The organism is uncultured Bacteroides sp. (assembly GCF_902491285.1).
Classification (GTDB): Bacteria; Bacteroidota; Bacteroidia; order Bacteroidales; family Bacteroidaceae; genus Bacteroides.
In genome coordinates, this window is sequence record NZ_CABUHK010000005.1 from 54,944 (window position 1) to 79,643 (window position 24,700).

Sequence of the window (24,700 nt, forward strand, 5' to 3'; positions counted from 1 at the left end):
CTGAGTTAACTGTAAAAACTAACAACCGTGTTATCCGCGTAATCCGTGACTGATTTGTTTTATACTACAACGTTTACAATCTTCTTCGGAACAACGATAATTTTTTTCGGAGTTTTGCCTTCAATCCATTTCTGCGAACGTTCGTCGGCCAGTACTGCTGCCTGGATAGCTTCCGAAGCTTCATCTGCCGCAAATTCCATGTTGAAGCGTGCCTTTCCGTTGAAAGAGATAGTGTAGTTGATGGTATCTTCTTTCAGATATTCTTCGTTGTATGCAGGCCACTCGGCGTCACATATGGAAGTCTCGTGTCCGAGTACGTCCCACAACTCTTCGCAAACGTGCGGAGCGAAAGGAGCGAGCACGATAACCAGTTGTTCGAGTACTTCTTTCTTGTTGCATTTCAGGTTGAAGAGTTCGTTCACACAAATCATGAATGCGCTGACAGAAGTGTTGTAAGAGAACTGTTCGATGTCTCCCGTCACTTTCTTAATCAGTTTGTGAAGACTCTTCAATTCTTCTTTAGTTGCCGGTTCGTCCTTCACCAGATATTCGTCCGTGCGACTGTAGAACAGTGACCAGAATTTGCGGATAAAGCGGTGTACACCGTCGATACCGTTCGTATCCCAAGGTTTGGATTGTTCTACCGGGCCGAGGAACATTTCGTACATACGGAGTGTATCCGCACCGTATTTTTCGACAATCATATCCGGGTTGACAACGTTGAACATGGACTTGCTCATCTTTTCAACTGCCCATCCGCAGATGTACTTTCCGTCTTCGAGAATGAACTCCGCTGTTTTGTATTCCGGACGCCATGCCTTGAATGCCTCCAAATCCAGTATGTCGTTGGATACGATGTTTACGTCTACGTGGATGGGAGTAACCTCATATTGGTCTTTCAGGTTCAGCGAGACGAATGTATTGGTATCTTTGATACGATATACAAAGTTACTGCGGCCTTGAATCATACCTTGGTTTACTAACTTTTGGAACGGTTCTTCCATGACAGACACACCTGTGTCGTGCAGGAACTTATTCCAGAAACGGGAGTAAATCAGGTGTCCGGTGGCATGTTCCGTACCACCTACGTAGAGGTCTACGTTCTTCCAGTACTGGTCTATTTTCGGGTCAACCAGTGCTTTATGATTGCGTGGATCCATATAACGCAGGTAATAAGCGGAAGAGCCGGCGAATCCCGGCATCGTATTCAGTTCCAGCGGGAAGATGGTCACGTTGTCGATTTTTTCGTTGTCTGTGATACATTTGTTCACTGTATCCCAAGCCCATTTGGTGGCGTGTCCCAATGGCGGTTCACCGGTTTCGGTAGGCAGGAACTTGGCAACTTCCGGAAGTTCCAGCGGCAGGCAGCTTTCATCAATCATGTAAGGCATTCCGTCCTTGTAATAAACAGGGAACGGCTCGCCCCAGTAACGTTGGCGTGAGAAGATGGCGTCGCGCAGGCGATAGTTCACCTTTACACGTCCCAGGTTATGCTCTTTCACATATTGTTTTGTCTTTTCAATCGCTTCTTTGATAGTCAGTCCGTTCAGCGAAAGGTCACAGTAAGGAGTGACATCCGGACGCGGAGAGTTGCAGACGATACCTTCTTTGGCATCGAAACTTTCTTCGCTAACATCGCAACCTTCTACCAACGGGCGGATTTCCAGTCCGAAATGTTTGGCAAACGCATAGTCGCGGCTATCGTGGGCGGGTACAGCCATAATGGCTCCCGTTCCGTATCCTGCCAATACGTAGTCACTAATCCAGATGGGCACTGCTTCACCCGTGAACGGATTGATGGCATACGAACCACTGAATACACCCGTAACACTGCGGTCGGCGATACGCTCGCGTTCCGTACGTTTTTTGGTACGGTCGAGGTAAGCGTCTACTTCTGCTTTCTGTTCGGGAGTGGTTAATTGCGCCACCAGTTCGCTTTCCGGCGCCAATACCATAAAGGTAACGCCGAACATCGTGTCTGCACGGGTAGTGAAGATGGTAAATTCGAGGTCGCTGTCTTTCACTTTGAATTGAACTTCGGCACCTTCCGAACGTCCTATCCAGTTTCTTTGGGTTTCTTTCAGAGAATCTGTCCAGTCGATGGTATCCAGTCCGTCAAGCAGGCGTTGCGCGTAAGCAGATACACGCAGGCACCACTGGCGCATCTTCTTCTGAATAACGGGGAAACCGCCACGTTCGCTGACACCGTCCACTACTTCGTCATTGGCCAATACCGTTCCTAATTCGGCACACCAGTTTACCATTGTCTCACCCAGATAGGCGATACGGTAGTTCATCAGGATTTCCTGTTTCTCCTTTTCACTTTTTGCGTTCCATTCGTCGGCGGTAAAACTGATTTCTTCGCTGCAAGCGGCATTCAGCCCTTCGTTTCCGTAGATGGCGAAGGCCTTTTCCAGTTCCTCGATAGGACGTGCCTGTTGTTCGTCATTGCAATAATAGCTGTTGAACATCTTTTGGAAAGCCCATTGTGTCCAGTGGTAATATTCCGGGTCGCAAGTACGGATTTCACGGTTCCAGTCGAAAGAGAAACCTATCTTGTCCAATTGCTCGCGGTAGCGGTTGATATTATTGATGGTAGTGATTGCGGGATGTTGTCCGGTCTGGATGGCATACTGTTCAGCGGGCAGGCCGTAAGCATCGTATCCCATCGGATTGAGTACATTGAAGCCCTGCAGTCGTTTGTAACGGGCGTAAATATCCGAAGCGATGTATCCCAGCGGGTGTCCTACGTGTAGGCCGGCTCCTGACGGGTAAGGGAACATGTTTAGTACATAAAATTTTTGCTTCGAATCGTCTTCCGTAACTTGGTAGGTTTTCTCTTCCACCCACCTTTTCTGCCACTTCTTTTCAATTTCTCTGAAATTGTACTCCATAGTGATAAAGTTTTTATTTATAGTGATTTATACTGTATATTTCATTTTGAGGCACAAATTTACGTGTTTATTTTCAGATAACCACGTTTTACCTATTGACTTTCTCGTTTTTATTTCGTATATTTGGAATCAAATAAAACAGAAAATAGAATATGAAATATATAAATATTATTACATGGATTCAATAGGTTAGAGGTGCGTAATGCACTATGAGGATAACGAATGGGCAAGAAACTGTGAAGGTTCTTGCCCATTTTTGTTGCAATAATTCTATTTCATCCATCGAAAGCGTCTAAAAATAGTTTATAATAAACTTGGAGACCGTTTATAATAAACTGTTTCATTATTTATTATAAACTCGAAGTAAGTTTATGCAGTTTCGGGCGTAAAGTGTAAAGAAGAGAGAGTGCTTGCTATTTAAAAAAGGAAATATTTGATAAACAAAACGTACATGAAAAGGAAACTGTAATGGTTGACGTATTATTTTACAATATACAGTTTATACATTGTCTTTTTCTTCCTTCTCTATCATCTTGTCACAATATGCCATACATACGGCACATTTCCGGATAGTCACTTCACGTAACACCTCTGTTCGTACCGGCATATACTCGTATTTTTATTTATATGGAGGATTTTTTGCACATATATTCTCAATTCCCCGTATCTTTGCACCCTATTAAAAAACATTACCGTCATCTATGGAATTGAAGCATGGATATTATCATCTGATTGCTATACTTGTAGTTGCTGTCTGGGGACTGACCTTCATATCGACCAAAGTATTGATTAATCACGGACTGACCCCTCAGGAAATATTCTTCTATCGTTTTCTCATTGCTTATCTGGGCATTTGGGTAATTTCTCCCAAACGTCTGTTTACGAGTAGTTGGAAAGACGAACTTTGGTTGATGGCAGGAGGTCTTTTCGGTGGTTCACTCTATTTCTTTACAGAGAATACAGCTTTAGGCATTACGCAAGCGTCTAATGTCGCCTTTATCATTTGCACAGCTCCTTTGCTTACCACCATCCTTTCCCTTCTCTTTTATAAGAGTGAAAAAGCCACCAAAGGTTTGATTTATGGTTCCATATTAGCTTTAATCGGAGTGGGACTGGTGGTTTTCAACGGTAGTTTTGTGCTTAAATTGTCTCCGGTAGGGGATTTGCTGACTTTACTTGCTGCCCTGTCGTGGGCATTTTATAGTCTGGTGATAAAGAAAATGACAGGGTGTTACCCTACGGTATTTATCACCCGTAAGATATTCTTTTATGGAGTATTGACCATACTTCCCGCCTTTCTGCTTCATCCGCTGCAACCGGATTTTGATGTACTTTTAAAGCCGGTGGTATTGTCCAATCTCCTGTTCTTGGCGGTTCTTGCTTCTTTAATCTGCTATATTCTCTGGAATGTGGTTTTGAAACAGTTGGGGACGATGCGGGCTTCCAATTATATCTATTTGAATCCGCTTGTTACGATGGTGGCTTCGGTACTCATTCTCCACGAGCAAATTACGTGGATTACTTTGATGGGAGCGGCTTGTATTATATTGGGAGTTTATCTGGCAGAAAAGAAATAGGAGAATATGACTTCTAGTGGGAGGTTTAGAATAAATAATGATATTGTGTTCCTAAGAATTTCCGGATCTGTTTCAGTGCTTTCGTAATTTGCGCCTCTACTGTTTTAACGGATATGTCCATTGATTCTGCAATTTCCTGATTTGTCAGATTTTTCGTACGGCTTCTCAGAAACACTTCACGGCATTTGTCGGGAAGCGAGAGGATAGCTTCCTGAATCAGATTGTTCAGTTCTTCTGTTTCCAGTGAATCGGTGACGTTTACTTGTGGGGTATCCTGCCCGTTGATATCATCCAGTGATACAGTAGCCTTTCTATCCCGTATGGCGTTCAGGCATCTGTTTTTGGCAGCCTGGAAAAGATAAGCCTTGAAAGTGAGCCTGATCTCAAGTTTTTTCCTGTTCTCCCATACCGACACGAAGATGTCACTTGCTATATCTTCCGCTTCTTGGGTATCCCCTAAATACAGATACATAAAACGGCAAAGAGCTGTGAAATAAGTATCAAAGATATACTTGAACGCCTGTTTATCATCATTCTTTATTAATTGTAAAAGGAAGATATCGTCCATAGTGTTTGTAATTAGGTTAGTAGAATGTTGCAAAGTTAAAGAATATTTTTTTAGTAGAAACTAAAAAAAACGCTTTTCTGAATAAGGGTATGATTCGTTTTTTGTGTCATAGTATCGGTAACAGTTAAAAAAGACAGCGAAGCATGAAAAAAGAAATACCTTGGGAGCTAATCATTTCCGACTTGAAACAGGACATATCCGATGCTGGCAAAAAGCAGTTGGAGGAGTGGTTGTCTGCCGCCGAAAACCGGGAAGTGTATGAAGGACTACGGGGAGTTTGGGAAAAGGTGCGTGCAAAGGTTATCAGTTATACGCCGGACTTGGATTTCTACTGGAAAGAGTTGATGCAGCGTATGGAGAAGTGTGAAGAGGCTGAACAGAGACAGGCTGAAGAACAGGAAAAAGCGGAAAGTAAAGTTGAAGTGAGTTTCAAGGATAAGGGACAATCCGTTCGTTTGTGGGTTTCCTCCCGTTTTCAGCGTTATGTGGCAGCTTGCATAGTTATAGCTGTTTTTCTTTCCGCTTCTTTATATATAGGTATAAAGATTGGGCAGCCGGAAATGGCACGACAAACCTATTCCAATTGGGGAGGAAAATCGGAAGTAGCCTTACCCGACGGATCGAATGTATGGATTCATTCGGCCACTTCGCTGACTTACAATACAAACTATTATTCGAAAAACAGAAATGTACGTTTGAGTGGCGAGGCTTACTTTGATGTGGCACACGACAAGGATCATCCATTTGTAGTTGAAACCGAAGGAATGAAAATCACGGTACACGGAACAAAATTCAATGTAGAATCCTTTCCCGGTTCGGAAAATACATTTGTCAGTTTGAAAGAGGGTTCGGTTTCGTTGGAGACGAAGGCGGAAACGCGCTTTCTACGACCGGGAGAAGTGGGTACTTTCAATAAACGGAACGGGAGGCTTCAGATAGAAAAAGGAGATATCGAACTGGCTGTCTCATGGGCAAGTAACCAGATTGTATTTAAAAACAGACCTTTGAATGAGATTTGCCCTCTTCTTTCCAAATGGTATAATGTAGAGATACATCTGTCTCCCGAATTACAGGAACAGTATAGATACACATTTACTTTGCGACACGAACCATTGGAAGAAATTATGAGAATCATGTCGCGCATCCATCCTATCAACTATGAATTTAGTGATGAGAATGTGTTGACGATTTTGCCGAAACAGAAATAATAACAATGAAATCATTTTTTTATAAACCGGATTACAGCAACAATTCATAGGCTGACCCCCTGTTAAAGTGAGTGGTGTTGTAATCTAATAGTTAACTTTTAATATTTAATCATTATGAGCATTTTTTTAAAGGGCGCAGAGCAGATTCGCCGGATCTCATGGGGTATGATACTATTGTTGTCGGTGCTCTCATGGTGGTCTTGTAGCGACAATGATGATGCGGACGAACGTAGCGGCTGGGTAAGAGTCCTGCCGTTGGATCTGAGTTTCAATTCTTCCGGTGGAACAAAGGAAGTTTATCTGGTAGTGACAAAAGATGTCGAGTTGAGCGGACTGCAATGTGCAGTGGCGCAAAACGGGCAAGACTGGTGCACACTGGAGTTGAATGATAATTTGCTGAAGGTGACCGTAGATCCTACGTATTATGAAGAACCACGTGCAACAGTAGTCACCCTTTCTTACGGTGAGCTGACCAGAGAGATACCTGTCAGTCAGGAAGCTTCTTTCGGCTCTGCCGATGTGCAAATTACCGTAAGCAGTGCGACGGCTACCACAGAAGAAGTGGAATCGGAACAACGCGGCATTGTTTGTTCTTTTGACGGTGACTACACTTCTTACTTTAATTCCAAGTTTGGGGCATTCACCGATTGGCCTTTCCAGATTACCTATACGCTTGAGAACTGTACATCATTGGATTACATCATCTATCATCCCCGTACGGATAACGGTACAAAATATGGAGCATTCAATAAGTTTGATGTTCTGGTATCTACTGCGGCGCATCCCGAATTTGTCAAAGTGAAGTCTTTTGAGCTGGAAACCAATTATACGGCTGCTTCCGTACTGCAACTGGACGAGACTGTAAAAGATGTGAAGAAAGTACGTTTCGACATTCACGCAGCTCACAATAACCGTATCAGTTGTGCTGAAATGGAATTTTTCCAGACCAGTGATAATAAATATGATTACCTTCAGATTTTTACAGATAACTCTTGTTCCGAACTTCGTGAGGGCATTACGGAGAAAGATATCAAGAAGATGCCGGGCGAAACATACAAGAAACTTGCTACTGCCCTGCTGGGCGGAACCTATAATCCGGAATTCAGAGTTGCCGAATACCGTCCCTATCAGAATCCGGGTATCATGGCTGCTGTCAACAAAACAGGGCCTTATAGCCTGCGGGACAACCCCACCGGCATTTATGTAGAGCAAGGAGAGGAGATTCTGGTATTGGTAGGTGATACTCACGGACAAAACATATCTATGCTAGTTCAAGATTTGAGTCTGGGATATAACAGCAGTAAATCTTATCCTCTTCTTCCCGGTGAGAATAAGCTGAAAATGGCTATTGGCGGTTTGGTTTATATTCAAAATATAACTAATGACAATATTCCGTTAGAGTTGAAGACAGAAGCGGATCAAAAAGCTGCTGCTGCCAAATCTGTAAAGATTCACTTCCCGTTCGGTAAAGTGAACGGCTATTTCGATGCACAGACCGGAACGCAGGCTCAATTTGAAGAAATGCTGCGTAATGCGAAGTGGCTGGACTTGGATGTACTGGGTAAATATGTACATGTCACCTGGACTGTACTTGATTACAAACAGGCCAATACTCCTATTTTGGATGTAATGAATTTATTGGACGAGGTAGTTCGTTTGGAGTGGGATTTCATGGGATTATTCAAATATAATAAGGAGTTCGGCAACCGTATGTACCTTCATGTAGAGCATAATGCCAAGAATCCTTATTCGGCTTCCAATCATACGGCTTATTTACCGAGTTATCGCGATGTATTCTGTACGGTGGAAGGAATGAAAAACCGTGTTTGGGTATTGGGACATGAAATCGGTCATGCCAACCAGACCCGTCCGGGATTGAAATGGTCGGGACTGACTGAAGTGACGAATAATATTCTTGCCAATTATGTAAGGACTTCTTTTGGAAAAGGTTCCCGCTTGATGGATAAGGATACCGGCGTGACTGTTTACGAAGAAGCTATCGCCCGGATTGTGACGGCTCAACAACCGCACTGTCTGAAGAATGCATCCGATGAATTTTATGTGAAACTTGCACCTTTCTGGCAGTTGAAACTCTATCTGATGGATGTATTGGGCAAAGAGGATTTCTACCGTGATTTGCACGAGCACTATCGCGTGACTCCCGATCTGGATACAACTACTGCTACGCAAGGTATCTTGCAACTGGACTTCGTACGTCAGGTATGTAATCTGGCAAAAGTGGATTTATTGGATTTCTTTGAAAAGTGGGGATTCCTTCGTCCTGTAGATCTTGTTATGAATGATTATGGAGACAAACATTTTACAGTGACCGATGAGCAGATTCAAGCACTGAAAAAAGAGATAGAAGCAAAAGGATATACGAAAGCTCCGGAAAACTTATATCTGATAACGGATGAAAATGTAAACGATTATAAATAACGCAGAAAGATGAATACTATCAAATATATCACTAATTATTCCTTGTGGCTGGCGTGTGCATTGTTTGCTGTCCTGTTTACAGCTTGCGACGATGATGAAACGCCAGCACTGAAGGTCAACCGTCTGGCAGTGGCCGACGTGGCAGAAGGCACTATTTCATTGATTGAAGGAGACACATACGCTACTACTGTTACTACTCTTCCCGCGGATGCGGTAGATGCCGGAGAATACGCATACCGTTATACGAGCGGCAATGAGAAGGTATTTACCGTAGATGAATCCGGTGTTGTTACGGCTACCGGAGTAGGTGAAGCCGTATTGAGCGTATGGTCGCTCAATAATACGGATTTATGGACTACCTGTCTGGTGAAAGTGGAGAAGCGTATTTATCCGGTTACTTCCATTACCGTGGCCGAAGCATACAAAGACTATTATGTCGCCATGGATCGTACAATCAAACTGGGTGAGACGGTAACGGTATTTCCGGAGAATGCTTCCAATCCTGATGTCATTTATCTGTCTTCGGATCCTGAAGTAGCCGAAGTCAATGAATACGGTGAAGTTTATACTAAGGGACTGGGGGATGCGACTATTACCATTAAATCTACCGATGGAAGCGAAGTTGCCGCTACTTGTAATTTCCATATACGGAATGTAGAATATACCGACTATCTGGTACGTACAGATTGGACTGTGGAGACTTCTCATCCTTGGGCTGCTGATAAAACCGCTGGTGGTAACCCTTTAAATATGTTTGATGATAATACGAAAAGTTCCATTCTTTTGGTGAAAGCAAATGGTAAAACATTTACTGATGCTAATAATGTAAAAATAACGGTTCCTGTTGGCGACGTAGTCTATTTCATTATTGATATGCAGACACCACAGACTTTTGACTTTTTTAAATTGACTCACCGAACGGACAATAATACTGACAACCTTCGTGTGAAGAAAGTGTCTGTTTACGGTAGCAACGATAATGAAGAGTTTACCGAAATTCTGAAAGGTGCCGATATACCGGTAGCCAAGACGATTAGTGATGTAATAGTCGACCTGCCGATGAAAGTAACTTACCGTTACTTCAAGATTACACTGGACGCATGGAGCAGTAACGGAAACACGATGCAGATATCAGAATTCAATATCGGTAAGATGAATTTTATGGCAAACGAATAAGGGGAAAGGCAAGCCTATGATATAATCAAAATATAAAATAAAACAAGGGGGAAGTTCCGTTTCCGGTTTTCCCCCTGCCAATCAAGTTTTTATTAACCGAGGAAAGTGGGTGAACATTAAAATCTGACCCATTTTAACACACCCTCCTTACAGTTAACTTTTAACATCGCAAAAATATGAATTTAAAAAAGCATTTTGCACTTTTGACGCTATTATTTTTTAGCGTTGTACTTTCTGCACAAGTAAAAGAGAAGATGATAACGATAAGCTTCTCGAAGATTCCATTGTCCGAAGCTATGGCGCGCATTGAAAAAACGAGCGGTTATACCTTCTTTTATGACGCAACACAAGTAAATGTAAAACAGGAAGTCAGCTTGAACGTGAAGCGGGTTCCTGTGTCCAAAGCAGTAGGGGAAATGCTGAAAGGCATTGACTTGTCATTTGAGGTGACAAGCACACAGATTGCTCTATTTCCCAAAAAGAGCAGTCCGGCACAGGCGGGAAAGACAACTACGATCATTGGTAAGGTAGTAGACGAAAACGGAGAACCTATTATCGGGGCTAACGTTCTGGTCACAGGCACGACGACAGGTGTGATTACCGATCTTGATGGTAATTACAAACTGGAAGCTCCTTTTGGCGCTTCCCTTCAAGTGTCGTATATCGGCTATACTACCCAAACAGTGAAAGCGGGACAGAAGTCTATCATTAAAATGAAGGAAGACTCCAAGACACTGGAAGAGGTGGTTGTGGTAGGTTACGGTACGATGAGAAAGAAAGACTTGACCGGAGCTGTAGCATCCCTGAAAGCCAGTGACCTTGAGAAAGAACAGCCGAAGACCGTTCAAGACATGCTCCGTACGGGTGTAGCCGGACTTTCGGTAGGTATCGAAACCGATACGAAAGGTAATTCCAGCATGATGGTTCGTGGTAAGAACAATTTGCGTGCGACTGATAATGATAAATCTTCTCTCGAGCCGTTGATTGTACTGGACGGAGTCATCTATTCGGGACAAATGACTGATATCAACCCTAACGACATTGAACAGATAGACGTATTGAAGGATGCCAGTTCTACAGCCGTCTACGGTGCGAAAGCGGCTAACGGTGTTGTATTGATTACTACCAAAAAAGGATCGAACACGAAAAAGCCGGTTATCAATTTCAGTGGTACATGGGGACTTTCACTAGTCAATTCCTTGCCTGAAGTTTACGAAGGAGAAGATTTCATCAACTTCCGCCGTGATGTGGAAGTGAGCAAGAATCCTTCGAAAGCTGCTACCGGATATTTTAACAATCCGGCTAATATGTCCAATGTGGATTTGGCAAACTGGATGGGCAATGACAAGGGTGACCCGACAAGTATTTGGTTGACTCGTCTCGAATTTACCAATACGGAAGTGAACAACTATCTGGCAGGACGCCTTGTAGATTGGCGCGATGTCATTTATCAGGATGTAGCGTTACGTCAGGACTACACTGTCAGCGTAGCAGGAAAAAAAGATGAAATGTCTTATTATTCATCTATCAACTACCTGAAAAACGAGAGTAACGTACGTGGTGGTGGATATAGTGCTATCCGTGCACGTATTAATCTGGAGAACAAAATACAAAGTTTCCTTACCTACGGTGTAAACGCACAGTTTACTTCACGTGACGAAGGATATATCAGTAACTCGTCCGGTAATTACAACTCTCTTTCTCCTTTCGGAAGCCTTTACGAAGACGACGGAGTGACTTTGAGACAATACCCCACCGGCAATAATAATCAAAGTAACCCGCTGATTGCTCCGGCTTTCCAAAACAAACGCAATGATATTGAGAACCTGAATGCAGCTCTTTATCTGAAAATCACTCTTCCGCTGGGATTCTCTATCCAGACAACTTATTCTCCGCGTTTTGAATGGACAAACTATCTCTTCCATAAAGCAGCCGCTTCTCCCGATGCCGGAAAACAGAACGGCCGTGTGGAACGTAAACATACGAAAGACTTTTATTGGCAATGGGATAATATGCTGAAATGGAACAAGACATTCGGCAAACATGCTTTTGACTTTACTTTCCTTGCCAACTGGGAGAAGTTCCAGCGTTGGCACGACGAGATGACGAATGAGAACTTCCTGCCTACTGACGAATTGGGATATGGAGGTATCGGCTTCGGAACAACTCCGAACGTATCCAGTGATGATATTTACCGTACAGGAGATGCGTTTATGGGACGTCTGCATTATGTATATGACCAACGCTACCTGATTACCGCTACCGTACGACGTGACGGATATTCGGCTTTCGGACTTGCCAATCCGCGTGCCACTTTCCCGGCCATTGCGTTGGGATGGGTCTTCTCCGAAGAGAAATTCCTGCACCGTCCCGATTGGTTTGAATATGGTAAACTGCGTCTCTCATGGGGTAAGAACGGTAACCGTGCCGTAGGTACTTATGCTGCATTCATGCAATTGTCTCCACGTAAATACATCTATGTGGATCCGTCAACCGGCGAGTTGATTACCGCCAACACTTTCTACGCTTCTACTATGGCTAACCCCAACCTGAAATGGGAATCGACTACTTCATGGAATGCCGGTATGGACTTGACTTTCCTGCAAGGCAGACTGAGTGCCAGCGTGGATGTGTACAAGAAGATTACAACCGACCTGCTCGTAAGCCGTGAGTTGCCCAGTTTGATTGGTTATACCTCTGTTATGTCCAATATCGGTGAAGTACAGAATACCGGTGTCGAACTTTCATTGAACTCGACAAACATCAAGATGGATAAATTTACCTGGCGCACTTCTCTTAACCTCGCTTACAACAAGAACAAGATTACTCACTTGTACGGTATTATGGAAGACGTGAAAGATGCTGACGGTAATGTTATCGGCCAGCGTGAAGCGGACGATATCAAGAATAAGCGTTTCATCGGACATGATATTGATGAAATATGGGATTATAAAGTAGTGGGAATCTGGCAGGAAGAAGACCGTGAAGAGGCTGCCAAGTACGGACAGCAGCCGGGCGATGTCCATCTGTTGGATAAGGACATGAACTACAAGTACGACAATGACGACAAGGAATTTATGGGAACCAAGATGCCGCGGCTTCGTTGGAGTATGCGCAATGATTTCACGTTGTTCAAGAATCTCAATATCTCCTTCAATATGTACTCTTACATCGGGCATAAACAAAGTTTGGCGCGTTTTACCAACGACAATGCTTTGCTGAATGTAACGAATCAGATCAAGCGTGACTATTGGACACCGGAGAACCGTAATAACGAATATCCGCGACTGGCGAACAAGAAGCCGGCAGGAGTTTCATATTCGATTTATAAGAACGCTTCTTTCCTGCGTTTCGATAATATCTCTATCGGATATACTTTCCCGAAGAAGTTGATAGAACCGCTGAGAATCCAGAATCTGAACGTCAATGCGACGATGAAGAATGCGGGTTACATCTCCGGTTGGCCAGGTTATGACCCGGAAAACAGTGATAAGAATACCCCGAGAGTAATTTATTTTGGAATTAACTTGACTTTATAATATCTACAGACTGATGAAACTAAATAATAAGAGAACAGGCATTGCCTGTATGATTGGATTAGCTGTATTAGCAAGTAGTTGTTCGGATTGGCTGGATCCGAAGCCACTGTCATTCTATACGCCGGAAATATCATTTGCCGATTACAACGGTCTGAAGACCGGAACGGATATGTTGAACCGTGATGTCCGTTACTTTGACTTTTATCCTACGGCGGGCTCTGCCGACCCTTGTATCCTTTCCGAATATTTCTTCTCGGATATCAGTGTCAACGGACGTACGGATGCGGCAAATTCTCCGCAGGACTTGAAGCGGCAGATTACGCCCAGTGCTTCACTGACAGGAAACGGCAGTCAGATTAATAACTACTGGACTTATCTGTATAAAGGTATTAAAGATGCCAACACTCTGCTGACCCGTTCGGAGACAGCCCAATTTGCCAATGAAGACCAGCGCAGGGAAGTGGAAGGACTGGCTTGCTTCCACCGTGCGTATCGTTACTACCGGTTGGTGCATCAGTATGGCGATATCCCGTTCATCACGGAAGAAATCACCGGTCCCCGTTATGACTTTTACTCAACGAGGCGCGAAGCCATTTTGCGCTATTTGAAGAATGACTTGGATCGTACGGCTCCCTATCTCAAGAACAACGTTTATATCGGCATGGTGACTCAGGCTGCGGCTTACCACCTGTTGACAAAGATAAATCTTGCATTGGGTGAATTTGACGATGCTGTCGAATCGGCAAATAAAGTTATCAACGACGGAGTTCACCACTTGATGACAGAGCGTTTCGGTATCGATAAGGCCGACAATACCAAAAATGTTATTTGGGATTTGCATCAATCGGCCAATAAGTCATTGCCTGAGAATAAGGAAGTGCTCTATATGGTACTCGACCGTTATGATGCAGGTGAGGATATCCGTTCGGCTGCCGGACTGGAAATCAAGCGTCAGGTATTGCCCTGGTTTGCAAAGGACGGGGAAATCAAGACACCCGATGGCAAGAACGGATTTACTGATAATGATGCCACGAAAAATCCTTATCTGGAGCAATATGGTCGCGGAGTATGTACGGCACGTTCTACGTGGTATCATACACATATGATCTGGACATTGGATGACACTGACCTCCGCCATGCTCCGGGCAACTGGATAGAAATGACCGACTTGAAGTATAATAATCCTGCACTCAAAGGTACGGAATGGTATGGACAACCAGTCCGTTTCAAGGACGACAACGGGAACATTCTGGTAAATGATACAATCCGCGACTGGGTGGGATGGCCGCATTATAAGACCAATATTGCCGACCAGAAGGATAAATGGTGGCGTGGCGGATGGGCCGACTGGTATATCTTCCGTATTGCCGAAACATATCTGCTACGTGCTGAGGCTTATATTTGGAAAGGTGATGCTGCCAGCCTTCAGAAGGCTGCCGACGATGTGAACGCGGTACGCCGCAGGGCGGGAGCCGATGAACTGGATGCCAGTCAGATGACAATCCGCATGATTCTTGACGAACGTGCCCGTGAACTTTATTATGAAGAACCGCGTAAGTCAGAATTGACCCGTATCGCATTCATCTATGCCAAGACCGGAAAGGCTGATGACAAAGGCCGTACCTATCGTTTGGACAATTTCTCCGAAAAGAATTTCTTCTACGACCATATCATGGATGTGACGGATTTTTATAACAAAGGGGTGAAAACACCGATTGGAAATGAATATACCATTGCACCTCATAACGTATTGTGGCCGATAGCGTTGAATGCTATCTCTACAAATGTTCAGGGGCATATCAACCAGACACCGGGATATGCTGGTTCGGAAAATAATATCGAGCCGTTGGATATTGATTTCAGCAAGTGATGATATTGGTTTACTGATGGGGTAATGTCCCGTTAGTCTTTAGTTTGTCGGGCATATATATCTACTATGGTGGATATATATGCCTACCATACTGAATATATAGATTCACCACGCTGGGTATATATATTCACCAAATGGCTTAATTATGTCCGGTATTTGGCGTATATTTGTATTCAGCCGGCCGGATATCGGAAGAAGAGCAACAGCACAACAACTCCCATAATATTATAAACGAATGAATTTAAAAAGAAAAGCAGGAATTATTACCGCCTTATTGTTTGCTGTCGGTATACAGGCACAGGATATGCCTTTTCGTAAAGCGGAAATAAAAGAAATGATGAAGAAAGTAGCCGACTGGCAAATCGCCCATCCGAACAAGGGAGCCGAACATGGTGACCTGAGTTGGACAAATGCCGTACTTTATGTCGGCATGCTCGACTGGGCGGAACTGGCGGAACGCGAGGATGGCAACAAGGATTATTTTAAATGGCTTACCCGCATAGGGAGCCGGAACGGATGGCAACCGGACAAGAGAATGTATCATGCCGACGACATCGCTGTCTCACAGGCTTTTATCGACCTTTATCGGAAATACAACAATAAGTATATGCTTAATCCTACCATCGCCCGTACAGACTGGGTGATGAAGAATCCGCCGACAGACAACTTCAAACTGGATTACCGCAAGCCTGAAACGCTGGAACGCTGGACTTGGTGTGATGCACTTTTCATGGCGCCGCCGGTATACACCAAATTGTATGTTCTGACAGGTGACAAAAAATATATCCGTTTCATGAACCGGGAGTTTAAAGCTACTTACGACCACCTTTTCGATAAGGAAGAGAATCTTTTCTATCGTGACTGGCGGTATTTTGACCAACGTGAGGCCAACGGTCGGAAAGTATTCTGGGGGCGCGGTAACGGTTGGGTACTCGGCGGACTGGTGGAGATATTGAAGGAACTTCCCGCAAAAGATAAGAACCGGAAGTTCTACGAAACGCTGTTCGTGAAACTCTGTTCCCGTGTGGCAGGTTTGCAGAATGAGGATGGGTTCTGGCACGCAAGCCTGCTCGATCCTGCTTCTTATCCCTCGCCTGAAACAAGCTGTACTACGTTTATCGTCTATGCGCTTGCTTATGGCATCAATGAAGGATTGCTCGATAAAGAAACTTTTCTCCCTATTCTTGTGAAAGGTTGGAATGCACAAGTCTCTGCTGTAGATGCAGACGGAAAGTTGGGCTATGTGCAGCCTATCGGTGCCGATCCTAAGAAGGTGACACGGGATATGACCGAAGTTTATGGTGTAGGTGCTTTCCTGATGGGCGGATGTGAGATTTATAGGATGGCCGAGTAACAAACACAATTAATAAAATGGTGAGAAATACAATGATTGTATTACTGCTTCTGTTGGCAGGAGTGGTGACAAACGGTGCATTTGCCCGCGACGTAATCTCCTTCAATGCCGGTTGGCAATTCAAACGGGGACCGTTCTCTGCGGAGCCCATGCGGGCTTCTGCCCAGTGGGACGGTAAGTGGGAAGAAGTGACCATCCCTCATACCTGGAATGCGAAAGATATGCAGCAGAAAGCTGATGCATTCTATGAGGGTGTGGGTTATTACAGAAAGAAACAGTTCTTCGGTAATGAATTGGCGGGCAAACGCGTCTTCCTTCGTTTCGAAGGGGTGGGAGCTTGTACGGAAGTCTATGTCAACGGTAAGTTGGCAGGGACGCATAAAGGCGGTTATAGCGCTTTTGCATTTGAGATAGGCGCAGCCTTGAAGTTGGGAGCTGAAAACGAGATTATTGTTAAGGCTGACAATGCGGCGCGTGCCGATGTGATTCCTGTCAATCAGAGTTTGTTTGGGGTGTATGGTGGCATATACCGTCCCGTGTGGCTGATAATTACGGAACAGAATACTATCACAGTGACCGATTGTGCTTCTCCCGGTGTTTATATTACTCAGAAAAACGTATCGAAACGTTCGGCAGACATCACTGTCAGAGTGAAGTTGGACAACGGCAGTCTGACTCCCGCCCAACTGGTTCTTGAGAACTATATCTATACGCAGGAAGGAAAAAAAGTTGCTTCCCGGAGTATACCGATTGAACTGACTCCGCAGGGGACACAAAGCTATATATCGACCTTTAAACTCCATAATCCTCATCTTTGGCAAGGTAGGGAAGATCCTTATCTTTACAAAGTGGTGTCGCGCCTGCTTGCGGACGGTAAAGTGATTGATGAGGTCACGCAACCTTTGGGCGTTCGTCACTACGAGATTATTGCCGGGAAAGGTTTCTATCTCAATGGCGAGAAATATCCGATGTATGGTGTCACCCGTCATCAGGACTGGTGGGGGCTGGGGAGTGCGCTGACCAATCGCGAACATGATTTCGACTTGGCTCAGATTATGGATATTGGTGCCACTACCGTACGTTTTGCCCACTATCAGCAATCGGATTATCTTTATTCGCGCTGCGATTCATTGGGGTTGATAATCTGGGCGGAAATTCCTTTTGTCAACCGGGTGACGGGCTATGAAGCGGAGAATGCACAGACGCAACTCCGTGAGCTGATCCGTCAAAGTTTCAATCATCCTTCCATTTATGTATGGGGACTGCATAATGAGGTCTATCAGCCTCATGAGTACACAGCCGCACTGACCCAATCACTTCATGACCTGGCAAAGACGGAAGATCCCGACCGGTATACGGCTGCTGTGAACGGTTTCGGCCACGCTAACCATCCGGTGAACCAGAATGCCGACATACAGGGGATGAACCGTTATTTTGGCTGGTATGAGAAAAAGTTGCAGGACATTGAGCCTTGGGTGGAAGGACTTGAAAAAGATTATCCGTGGCAGAAACTAATGTTGACCGAATATGGAGCTGATGCAAACATCGGTCACCAGACGGAGTATTTGGGGGATGCACTGAACTGGGGAAAACCTTATTATCCCGAAACTTTTCAGACTAAGACACATGAATATCAGTGGAGCGTGATTGCTAAACATCCTTACATCATCGCCTCTTATCTTTGGAATATGTTCGATTTCGCCGTGCCTATGTGGAGCCGTGGCGGTGTACCGGCACGAAACCTGAAAGGACTGATGACATTCGACCGGAAAATAAAGAAGGACTCTTATTACTGGTATAAAGCGAACTGGAGCAAATCTCCCGTACTCTACCTGACGCAGCGACGTAATACAGACCGCGAACGGAAACAGACTTCCGTCACTGTTTATTCAAATATCGGGACGCCTAAAGTTTACTTGAATGGTAAAGAACTGACAGGCATCCGCAAGGGATATACGGACGTGCATTATATCTTTGACCAAGTGACGCTTGATAATGGGAAAAACAGGCTCAAGACCGTTGTGATATATGGTGGAAAAGAGTATACCGATGAGATTGAGTGGAATTATGAAGGCGAAAAGAAGCGCGATGCGGATTCTCACGAGAACAAAAACGAACATGCTGGATGGTAAACTCTACGCTTAGAAGATGGGTAAATTACTATGGCAAATACGGTGGAAAATCCTTTCATAATAAGTTACTTGGATACTTTGATACGTTACTTGCGAGATAGGCAAAAGCTAAGTATAAACGCTTTATCTATCATTGGCAAATAGGACACAAACCATCTAAGGATATAGTAAATGTCTAAGGTTGAATAAGAAGAGCCGTGTGATGGGAGACTATCACGTACGGTTTTGTGAGAGGTTTAAGGTGAAACTCCTTTTATCTACTTGATTGAGAGGAGCATGAGGAAATAATCCTCATGCTCTTACTTGATTGAATTAAATAGGGATATTCATAATTTGAAATGTATTGACTACTAAGTTACTCTATTATTATCTAGGTTGTTACTTAATTAGCTTTAGTTGATTTTCATCTAGCGTAATTTCATATTTTCTTCCTTTTACAGTTTTGAGTGTGAGTGTATTGTCTTTATATCTCAGAGTGCAAGTTCCACCGGATTTAGAAAGGAGACAAGCTTTTTTTAGTCTTCCCTTTTTCCATGAAATTGCAATTTCGTAGTTCCCTTTAGCGCATATTCCACTTATCGCACCATTTGTCCATACATCTGGTAAAGCTGGAAGTAATTGGATAATTCCAGTATGGCTTTGCAATAGCATTTCAGTAATACCTGCTGTGCCACCAAAATTTCCGTCAATTTGGAAAGGTGCATGAGTATCCCATAGATTGTCTAACGTGCTGTTACTTAATAAATTGTTGTAAAGTTTATACGCATGATTTCCGTCTTGTAGTCGTGCCCATTGGTTAAGTTTCCAGCACATACTCCAGCCTGTACCGCCATCTCCGCGATGTTCCAATACTACTTTGGCCGCTTTTGCAAGTTCAGGGGTAGTCAGCGGAGAAATAGTATGTCCTGGATGTAAACCGAATAAATGGTTGACATGACGGTGTTCATCTTTCGGGTTGTCTATGTCTATTGACCATTCCAATAATTGACCGTAGTGTCCTATACGATATGGAACTAGTTTTGCCAGTACATTTTTCCATTGTCTGCGTTCTTTACTGTCTATTCCGAGCACTTTACTTGCTTGTATAGCATCTAATAAAATTTCACGTACTACAGCATGTGCAAAGGTGACTCCTTCGTCCACAGGTCCGTGTTCGGGAGAGGTAGAGGGAGCAGCGGTATAAGTACCATCGGGTTTATGCCACAAATAGTCCACTGTAAATTGTGCACTACTTTTAATTAGCTCGTAGCCGATTTCTTTTAGGAATTTTTTGTCCCGGGTATAATCATAATATTCCCAAATATGTGTAGCGAGCCACGGGCCGGCGATAGGGTTGAGATTCCATTCCATAGATTTGCTGGATAAAGGTGCGGTAAACCCAAAAATATTTGTTGAAATAGAAGTTGTCCATCCACGGGCGTTAAAATAGGCTTGTGCTGTCTTCTCACCTGGTTTCACCAAACTACGTATAAAATCTATTAATGGCCATGTACATTCTGAAAGGTTGGTAGAACACACGGGCCAATAGTTCATTTGGATGTTGATATTATTGTGATAGTCTACCCGCCACGGGCCATCCAGATTATTGTGCCATAATCCCTGCAGATTGGCAGGCATATTGCCTGGACGTGAACTGGCGATGAGGAGATAACGTCCGAACTGATAGTACAACTGTTCCAATTGATAGTCTGGCATACCTTTTTTATAATTATCCAGACGTTTGTAAGTCGGCAAATTAGGAGTGCCGGTTTCTGGATTGATTTGCAACTGTACCCGGTTGAACAGAGTTGTATAATCCGTTTTGTGATTCTTTAGAAGTTCGTCATATCCTTTTTCTAGGGCATTATTCATCATAGTTAGAGTTGTTTGCTCCGGATTCTTGCCGACATAGGTTTGTGGGTCTTTGAAATCCGGGTTAAAATTCATCTTATAATCGGTATCTGCTGTAAGCAGGAATACCACTTCATCCGCATCTTTCACAATAATCCGGTCATTTTCAGCTTTTAATGTTCCCCCTTTATGAATAGCCTTGATTCGGAAAGCAAATTTCATTTTGTTATTATTGAGAACTCCAGTATAGACTAAGCCGTTACTTCCATCTGCCAAAAGATAACTTTTTGCTTCGCTGTTGGGGCAATAACTGAGTACGAGATTTTGTTTCCCTTTTCTATTGGCAGTAAACTTCATGACCATAACACTGTCAGGGTATGAAATGAAATATTTCCGTTGATATTCTATTCCGTCTTTGTCGAACTGTACTACAGCCATAGCTGAATCCAGTGAGAGAATACGACGATAGTTCCTCATATTAATCTCACTAAGTCCTGTTTCTATATAAAGTTCTCCCATCGTGGTGAAAGAACCGAAGCGGAACGGAGTCTCATTACTTTCTTCATACGCAGCTAGGCCATTGAAATTTTCCTGAGTAAGAAGGGTCGCTTTTTCTTTATCTCCAACTAAAAAGGCTTGTCGGATATCCTTTAATATATTTGCCGACTGCTTATTTACGTTCCAATAATATTCGGCTCCTTTAGCGGTATTCGGTCCCCCTTTCCAAAGTGTTTTCTCATTCAGTGTAATTCGTTCTGCAGATATAGAGCCTAGTATATTTGCTCCCAGACTACCGTTACCTATTGGTAAAGAACTATTCTCCCATGCGTCATCTGGATTATTACCTAATCCGGAAGCACGTAGCCAAATGGCTCGATTATCCAAATCATTAGGAGTATCAAACCAGATGGAAAGTCCCTGTGTATAATCAATCGTTTGAGATGATGCTACAGAAACTGAGAGAAATATGAAAAGGATAATAAAATAACATTTCTTCATAATATTCATCCATTTCATTCTACATCTGAAGTTATTGGTTGTAACAGAAAGGAGAACTCATAATTTGTATAAGGCAAACGATATTCTTGTAATGGTAATGCTCCCCAACTATTTACACAACCCAAACCCATTTGGGCTTTATCAATGCATACATTAATATAATTACTGGGTGGTACCAATTCCGAATGTCGTTGGTCTTTATATTCACCATCATCTAATGATTCGACAGAGTAATATAAGGCAGACATCAGATAGGGGTGTTCTCCTGTAAAGTTTAAACCATCACCAGCTTTATCTATTAATTTCCACCATCGTATATCACTTTTTGTTCCACATTCTTGTGGACGGATATAAGGATAAAATTGTTCATCTACGGTTTGATTATATTTACCGATCCAAGCTGCATGGTTTCGGTCTGAATAATTTTCAAAGGGGCCTCTGCCGTAGTAGCGTATTTGATTTAGTTCACGAGGCATTTGTAGTTGCATTCCAAAACGGAACAAGTCAGGTATATTGGCAGTCTGTTTTGTGACCATTTTTTGTGTTACTTTTACAATACCGCAATTGCTTATTTGGTAAGTTAAGTGAAGTTTCGCCTTTACACTTTCTAATGTATGTTCTGCCTTGACTATGACTAGTCCATCTTTTATTTTGTGTTCCAATTTATTTAAATAAATATTAGGATTTTTCCATACGACATGTTTTTGTTGTAATGCTGCACCGAAATCATTGTCTGTCGGAGCACGCCAGAAGTTAGGTGTTAGTTTGCCGCCTTCTATCAACATTTGTTTTCCATTTACATCATATCTGCTTAAATAACCATTATGTTTGTCAAAGTCAATACGGAAATTTTCCCCTCTCACAATCAAAAAATTGATATCATTTTCATCAATAGTGGGTATGTTTGCTTTAATATTCGGTTCTTTTTTATTTGCTAGCGTTAAGACTGTAGTATTATATGGATGAACAACTAATTGGCTTTTTGCTACAATATGCTCTGCTGAGAGTAATGTTTCGGGATGTTTTAGTCTAAATGTGATATTCAAAAAGCATTCTTTTTTTGAAGTTTCCTCTATTTGATAGCCTAATGAAATAGAGGTTGTTTGCTGAGGGGCAACGTTGAGGTTTTCTACTATCCCTCTCTGTATGCATTCTCCTTCTTCCTGCAATTCCCACTCCATGTAATAAGCACTAAGATCTCTAAAGAAATTCTCATTATATATTTGTATGATGCCTTTTTTTATATCCACAGGAGTTGCCCAAATAGATTGTTGAACATATCCTACTTCATACATGTGAGGATTGGGTTTTCTGTCAGGACTGATTAGTCCATTGTCCATGAAATTATTATCAGATGCATCATAATTATTCCAATCACCTCCATAAGCATAGAAAGGAGTACCGTTTTTGTCTTTCCAACGGAGAGATTGGTCTACAAAATCCCAAATAAAGCCTCCTTGATATTTGGGATAATGACGTATCAAGTCCCAATACTCTTTAAATCCTCCCATAGAATTGCCCATAGCATGGGCATATTCGCATTGGATCAAAGGTTTCTTAGTATCACTCTCACAATATTTGCGATTGGCGTCGTAATCATGATACATCGGACAAAAAATATCTGTATACTCATTTTCTTTCGCTTGTTCGTATTGTACCAATCTGGTTTTATCTTCATTTTTTATCCAGCGATAACAGTTTTCGAAATTTTCTCCGAATCCTGCTTCGTTTCCTAACGACCAAAAAATAATGGAAGGGTGATTATAACTACGTTGTACATTACGTTGATTACGCTCTAAATGAGCTTTGGCAAATTGTGGATTTTTGGCTAATGTCTGGTTTCCTCCTATACCATGTGACTCTACGTTAGCTTCAGCTACTACGTAAATTCCGTAACGGTCGCACAAATCGTACCAAAAGTTGTCATTAGGATAGTGGCTGGTACGCACGGCATTGATATTGAACTCTTTCATAATTCGGATATCCTGGATCATTCGGTTCCGTGAAACAACATATCCTTTGTCCGGATCCATTTCATGTCGATTGACACCCTTGAAAAGTACGGGTTTGCCGTTTATCCATACTTGAGAATTTTTTAATTCAATTTTTCGGAAACCTACGCGAATTGGGATTACTTCTAATACATGATCCTTATCTTTTAATGTAGCTGTTAATGTGTATAACACGGGTGTTTCCGCAGACCATTTTTGAGGATTTGTTACTTGCATTTCGGTTACCAATTTGCCTTTCCCCTCTACTGACGCGGAAGCTATCTTTTTACCTGATGGATTCAATAATTTTAAGTCTATTGTACTGTTACTGTTTGTTTCCAGTGTTATGTTCAATGTTGCATTTTTATATTCTTTATCGAGGTCTGGTGCTACACGAATATCTTGAATATATTTTGTGGGGCGGGTATATAGATAGCAATCACGTCCTACTCCTGCGAGACGCAAAAAGTCTTGGTCTTCTAAATATGAACCATCACACCAACGAAAAACTTGGAAAGCTATTAGATTCTTACCAGGTTTAAGAAACTTAGTCAGATTAAATTCGGCTTCTAGTTTACTATCTTCACTATACCCCACAAAACGACCGTTTACCCAAAGGTAAAGATTAGAGGACACAGAACCAAAGTGTACAAAAATCTCCTTTCCATTCCATTGATCGGGAAGAAAGATTTCTTTCCTATATGAACCTACCTGATTGTCTTTTACCGGAACGGCTGGCGGGTTACTAACGAACTGATTGCGCCATGCATAACCATTGTTTACATATAAAGGTTCTCCATATCCATTCAGTGCCCACATACCAGGAACAAGTATATATTCCCAGCTATTATCATCATAATTTACCTTAAAAAAATCTTTAGGTCGTTTATCCGCATCTTCTACCCATAAAAACTTCCATTTCCCATTTAAGGTCATAAAGTTTTGCGAATCTTCTTTGTATCCTTTTAATGCGGAAGCCTCATCTTGGTAAGCAAAATAATGAGTATGCATATCTGCCCGGTTTATTTCATTAATTGCAGGATCTTGCCATTCTGTGAAACTCTGCGCTCCGAGAGAGGTGCATAATATAAATCCACAAGTAGTAAGTATATTTCTTTTCATA

At 42.8% G+C, this 24,700-nt stretch carries 12 protein-coding genes and 1 pseudogene; 8 read left to right on the forward strand and 5 right to left on the reverse strand.

Annotation, left to right across the window (positions count from 1 at the left end):
* Positions 1-59: 59 nt before the first annotated feature.
* Positions 60-2,894, reverse strand: a complete 2,835-nt coding sequence (leuS, locus tag RDN93_RS02355) for a leucine--tRNA ligase (protein ID WP_308744057.1) — start codon at positions 2,892-2,894, stop codon at positions 60-62.
* 499 nt (positions 2,895-3,393) lie between these two features.
* Positions 3,394-3,513: pseudogene (locus tag RDN93_RS02360) on the reverse strand (toxin); the annotation flags it as partial.
* Positions 3,514-3,595: 82 nt separating this feature from the next.
* Between RDN93_RS02360 and RDN93_RS02365 the strand changes: the two are divergent.
* Positions 3,596-4,471, forward strand: coding sequence for a DMT family transporter (locus RDN93_RS02365; RefSeq protein ID WP_308744058.1), 876 nt, complete (start codon positions 3,596-3,598; stop codon positions 4,469-4,471).
* 25 nt (positions 4,472-4,496) lie between these two features.
* Here the strand turns inward: RDN93_RS02365 and RDN93_RS02370 are convergent, their stop codons facing one another.
* Entirely contained in the window at positions 4,497-5,039 is a 543-nt protein-coding gene (locus RDN93_RS02370; protein WP_308744059.1) for an RNA polymerase sigma-70 factor, read from the reverse strand.
* 143 nt (positions 5,040-5,182) lie between these two features.
* Here RDN93_RS02370 and RDN93_RS02375 point away from each other — a divergent pair, with 143 nt between their 5' ends.
* The 7 genes from RDN93_RS02375 to RDN93_RS02405 all read left to right on the forward strand — a co-directional run bounded on the left by RDN93_RS02375 (position 5,183) and on the right by RDN93_RS02405 (position 18,757).
* Positions 5,183-6,247: a FecR domain-containing protein gene (locus tag RDN93_RS02375; protein ID WP_308744060.1), complete on the forward strand. Its 1,065-nt coding sequence runs from the start codon at positions 5,183-5,185 to the stop codon at positions 6,245-6,247.
* Positions 6,248-6,361: 114 nt separating this feature from the next.
* A complete protein-coding gene (locus RDN93_RS02380; protein WP_308744061.1) occupies positions 6,362-8,686 on the forward strand; it encodes a M60 family metallopeptidase in 2,325 nt (774 codons plus the stop codon).
* A gap of 9 nt (positions 8,687-8,695) precedes the next feature.
* Positions 8,696-9,862, forward strand: coding sequence for a discoidin domain-containing protein (locus RDN93_RS02385; RefSeq protein WP_308744062.1), 1,167 nt, complete (start codon positions 8,696-8,698; stop codon positions 9,860-9,862).
* 254 nt (positions 9,863-10,116) lie between these two features.
* Positions 10,117-13,401 (forward strand): SusC/RagA family TonB-linked outer membrane protein, encoded by a 3,285-nt coding sequence (locus RDN93_RS02390; RefSeq protein ID WP_308744063.1) that lies wholly within the window; start codon positions 10,117-10,119, stop codon positions 13,399-13,401.
* Between the two features lie 13 nt (positions 13,402-13,414).
* The gene (locus RDN93_RS02395) at positions 13,415-15,271 is read left to right on the forward strand and encodes a RagB/SusD family nutrient uptake outer membrane protein (protein WP_308744064.1); all 1,857 of its coding nucleotides are present in this window, start codon (positions 13,415-13,417) and stop codon (positions 15,269-15,271) included.
* A 235-nt stretch (positions 15,272-15,506) separates the two neighbouring features.
* Positions 15,507-16,625, forward strand: coding sequence for a glycoside hydrolase family 88 protein (locus RDN93_RS02400; protein WP_308744065.1), 1,119 nt, complete (start codon positions 15,507-15,509; stop codon positions 16,623-16,625).
* A 32-nt stretch (positions 16,626-16,657) separates the two neighbouring features.
* The gene (locus RDN93_RS02405) at positions 16,658-18,757 is read left to right on the forward strand and encodes a glycoside hydrolase family 2 TIM barrel-domain containing protein (RefSeq protein ID WP_308744066.1); all 2,100 of its coding nucleotides are present in this window, start codon (positions 16,658-16,660) and stop codon (positions 18,755-18,757) included.
* Between the two features lie 378 nt (positions 18,758-19,135).
* Here the strand turns inward: RDN93_RS02405 and RDN93_RS02410 are convergent, their stop codons facing one another.
* Entirely contained in the window at positions 19,136-21,586 is a 2,451-nt protein-coding gene (locus RDN93_RS02410) for a glycoside hydrolase N-terminal domain-containing protein (protein WP_308744067.1), read from the reverse strand.
* A 14-nt stretch (positions 21,587-21,600) separates the two neighbouring features.
* Positions 21,601-24,699, reverse strand: coding sequence for a glycoside hydrolase family 2 TIM barrel-domain containing protein (locus RDN93_RS02415; protein ID WP_308744068.1), 3,099 nt, complete (start codon positions 24,697-24,699; stop codon positions 21,601-21,603).
* Position 24,700: the final 1 nt, after the last annotated feature.

What these genes read in the sequence shown, in the direction of transcription:
- leuS (WP_308744057.1), bottom strand. Translation starts at nt 2,894, where the DNA reads ATGGAGTACAATTTCAGAGAAATTGAAAAGAAGTGGCAGAAAAGGTGG.
- RDN93_RS02365 (WP_308744058.1), top strand. Translation starts at nt 3,596, where the DNA reads ATGGAATTGAAGCATGGATATTATCATCTGATTGCTATACTTGTAGTT.
- RDN93_RS02370 (WP_308744059.1), bottom strand. Translation starts at nt 5,039, where the DNA reads ATGGACGATATCTTCCTTTTACAATTAATAAAGAATGATGATAAACAG.
- RDN93_RS02375 (WP_308744060.1), top strand. Translation starts at nt 5,183, where the DNA reads ATGAAAAAAGAAATACCTTGGGAGCTAATCATTTCCGACTTGAAACAG.
- RDN93_RS02380 (WP_308744061.1), top strand. Translation starts at nt 6,362, where the DNA reads ATGAGCATTTTTTTAAAGGGCGCAGAGCAGATTCGCCGGATCTCATGG.
- RDN93_RS02385 (WP_308744062.1), top strand. Translation starts at nt 8,696, where the DNA reads ATGAATACTATCAAATATATCACTAATTATTCCTTGTGGCTGGCGTGT.
- RDN93_RS02390 (WP_308744063.1), top strand. Translation starts at nt 10,117, where the DNA reads ATGATAACGATAAGCTTCTCGAAGATTCCATTGTCCGAAGCTATGGCG.
- RDN93_RS02395 (WP_308744064.1), top strand. Translation starts at nt 13,415, where the DNA reads ATGAAACTAAATAATAAGAGAACAGGCATTGCCTGTATGATTGGATTA.
- RDN93_RS02400 (WP_308744065.1), top strand. Translation starts at nt 15,507, where the DNA reads ATGAATTTAAAAAGAAAAGCAGGAATTATTACCGCCTTATTGTTTGCT.
- RDN93_RS02405 (WP_308744066.1), top strand. Translation starts at nt 16,658, where the DNA reads ATGATTGTATTACTGCTTCTGTTGGCAGGAGTGGTGACAAACGGTGCA.
- RDN93_RS02410 (WP_308744067.1), bottom strand. Translation starts at nt 21,586, where the DNA reads ATGAAGAAATGTTATTTTATTATCCTTTTCATATTTCTCTCAGTTTCT.
- RDN93_RS02415 (WP_308744068.1), bottom strand. Translation starts at nt 24,699, where the DNA reads ATGAAAAGAAATATACTTACTACTTGTGGATTTATATTATGCACCTCT.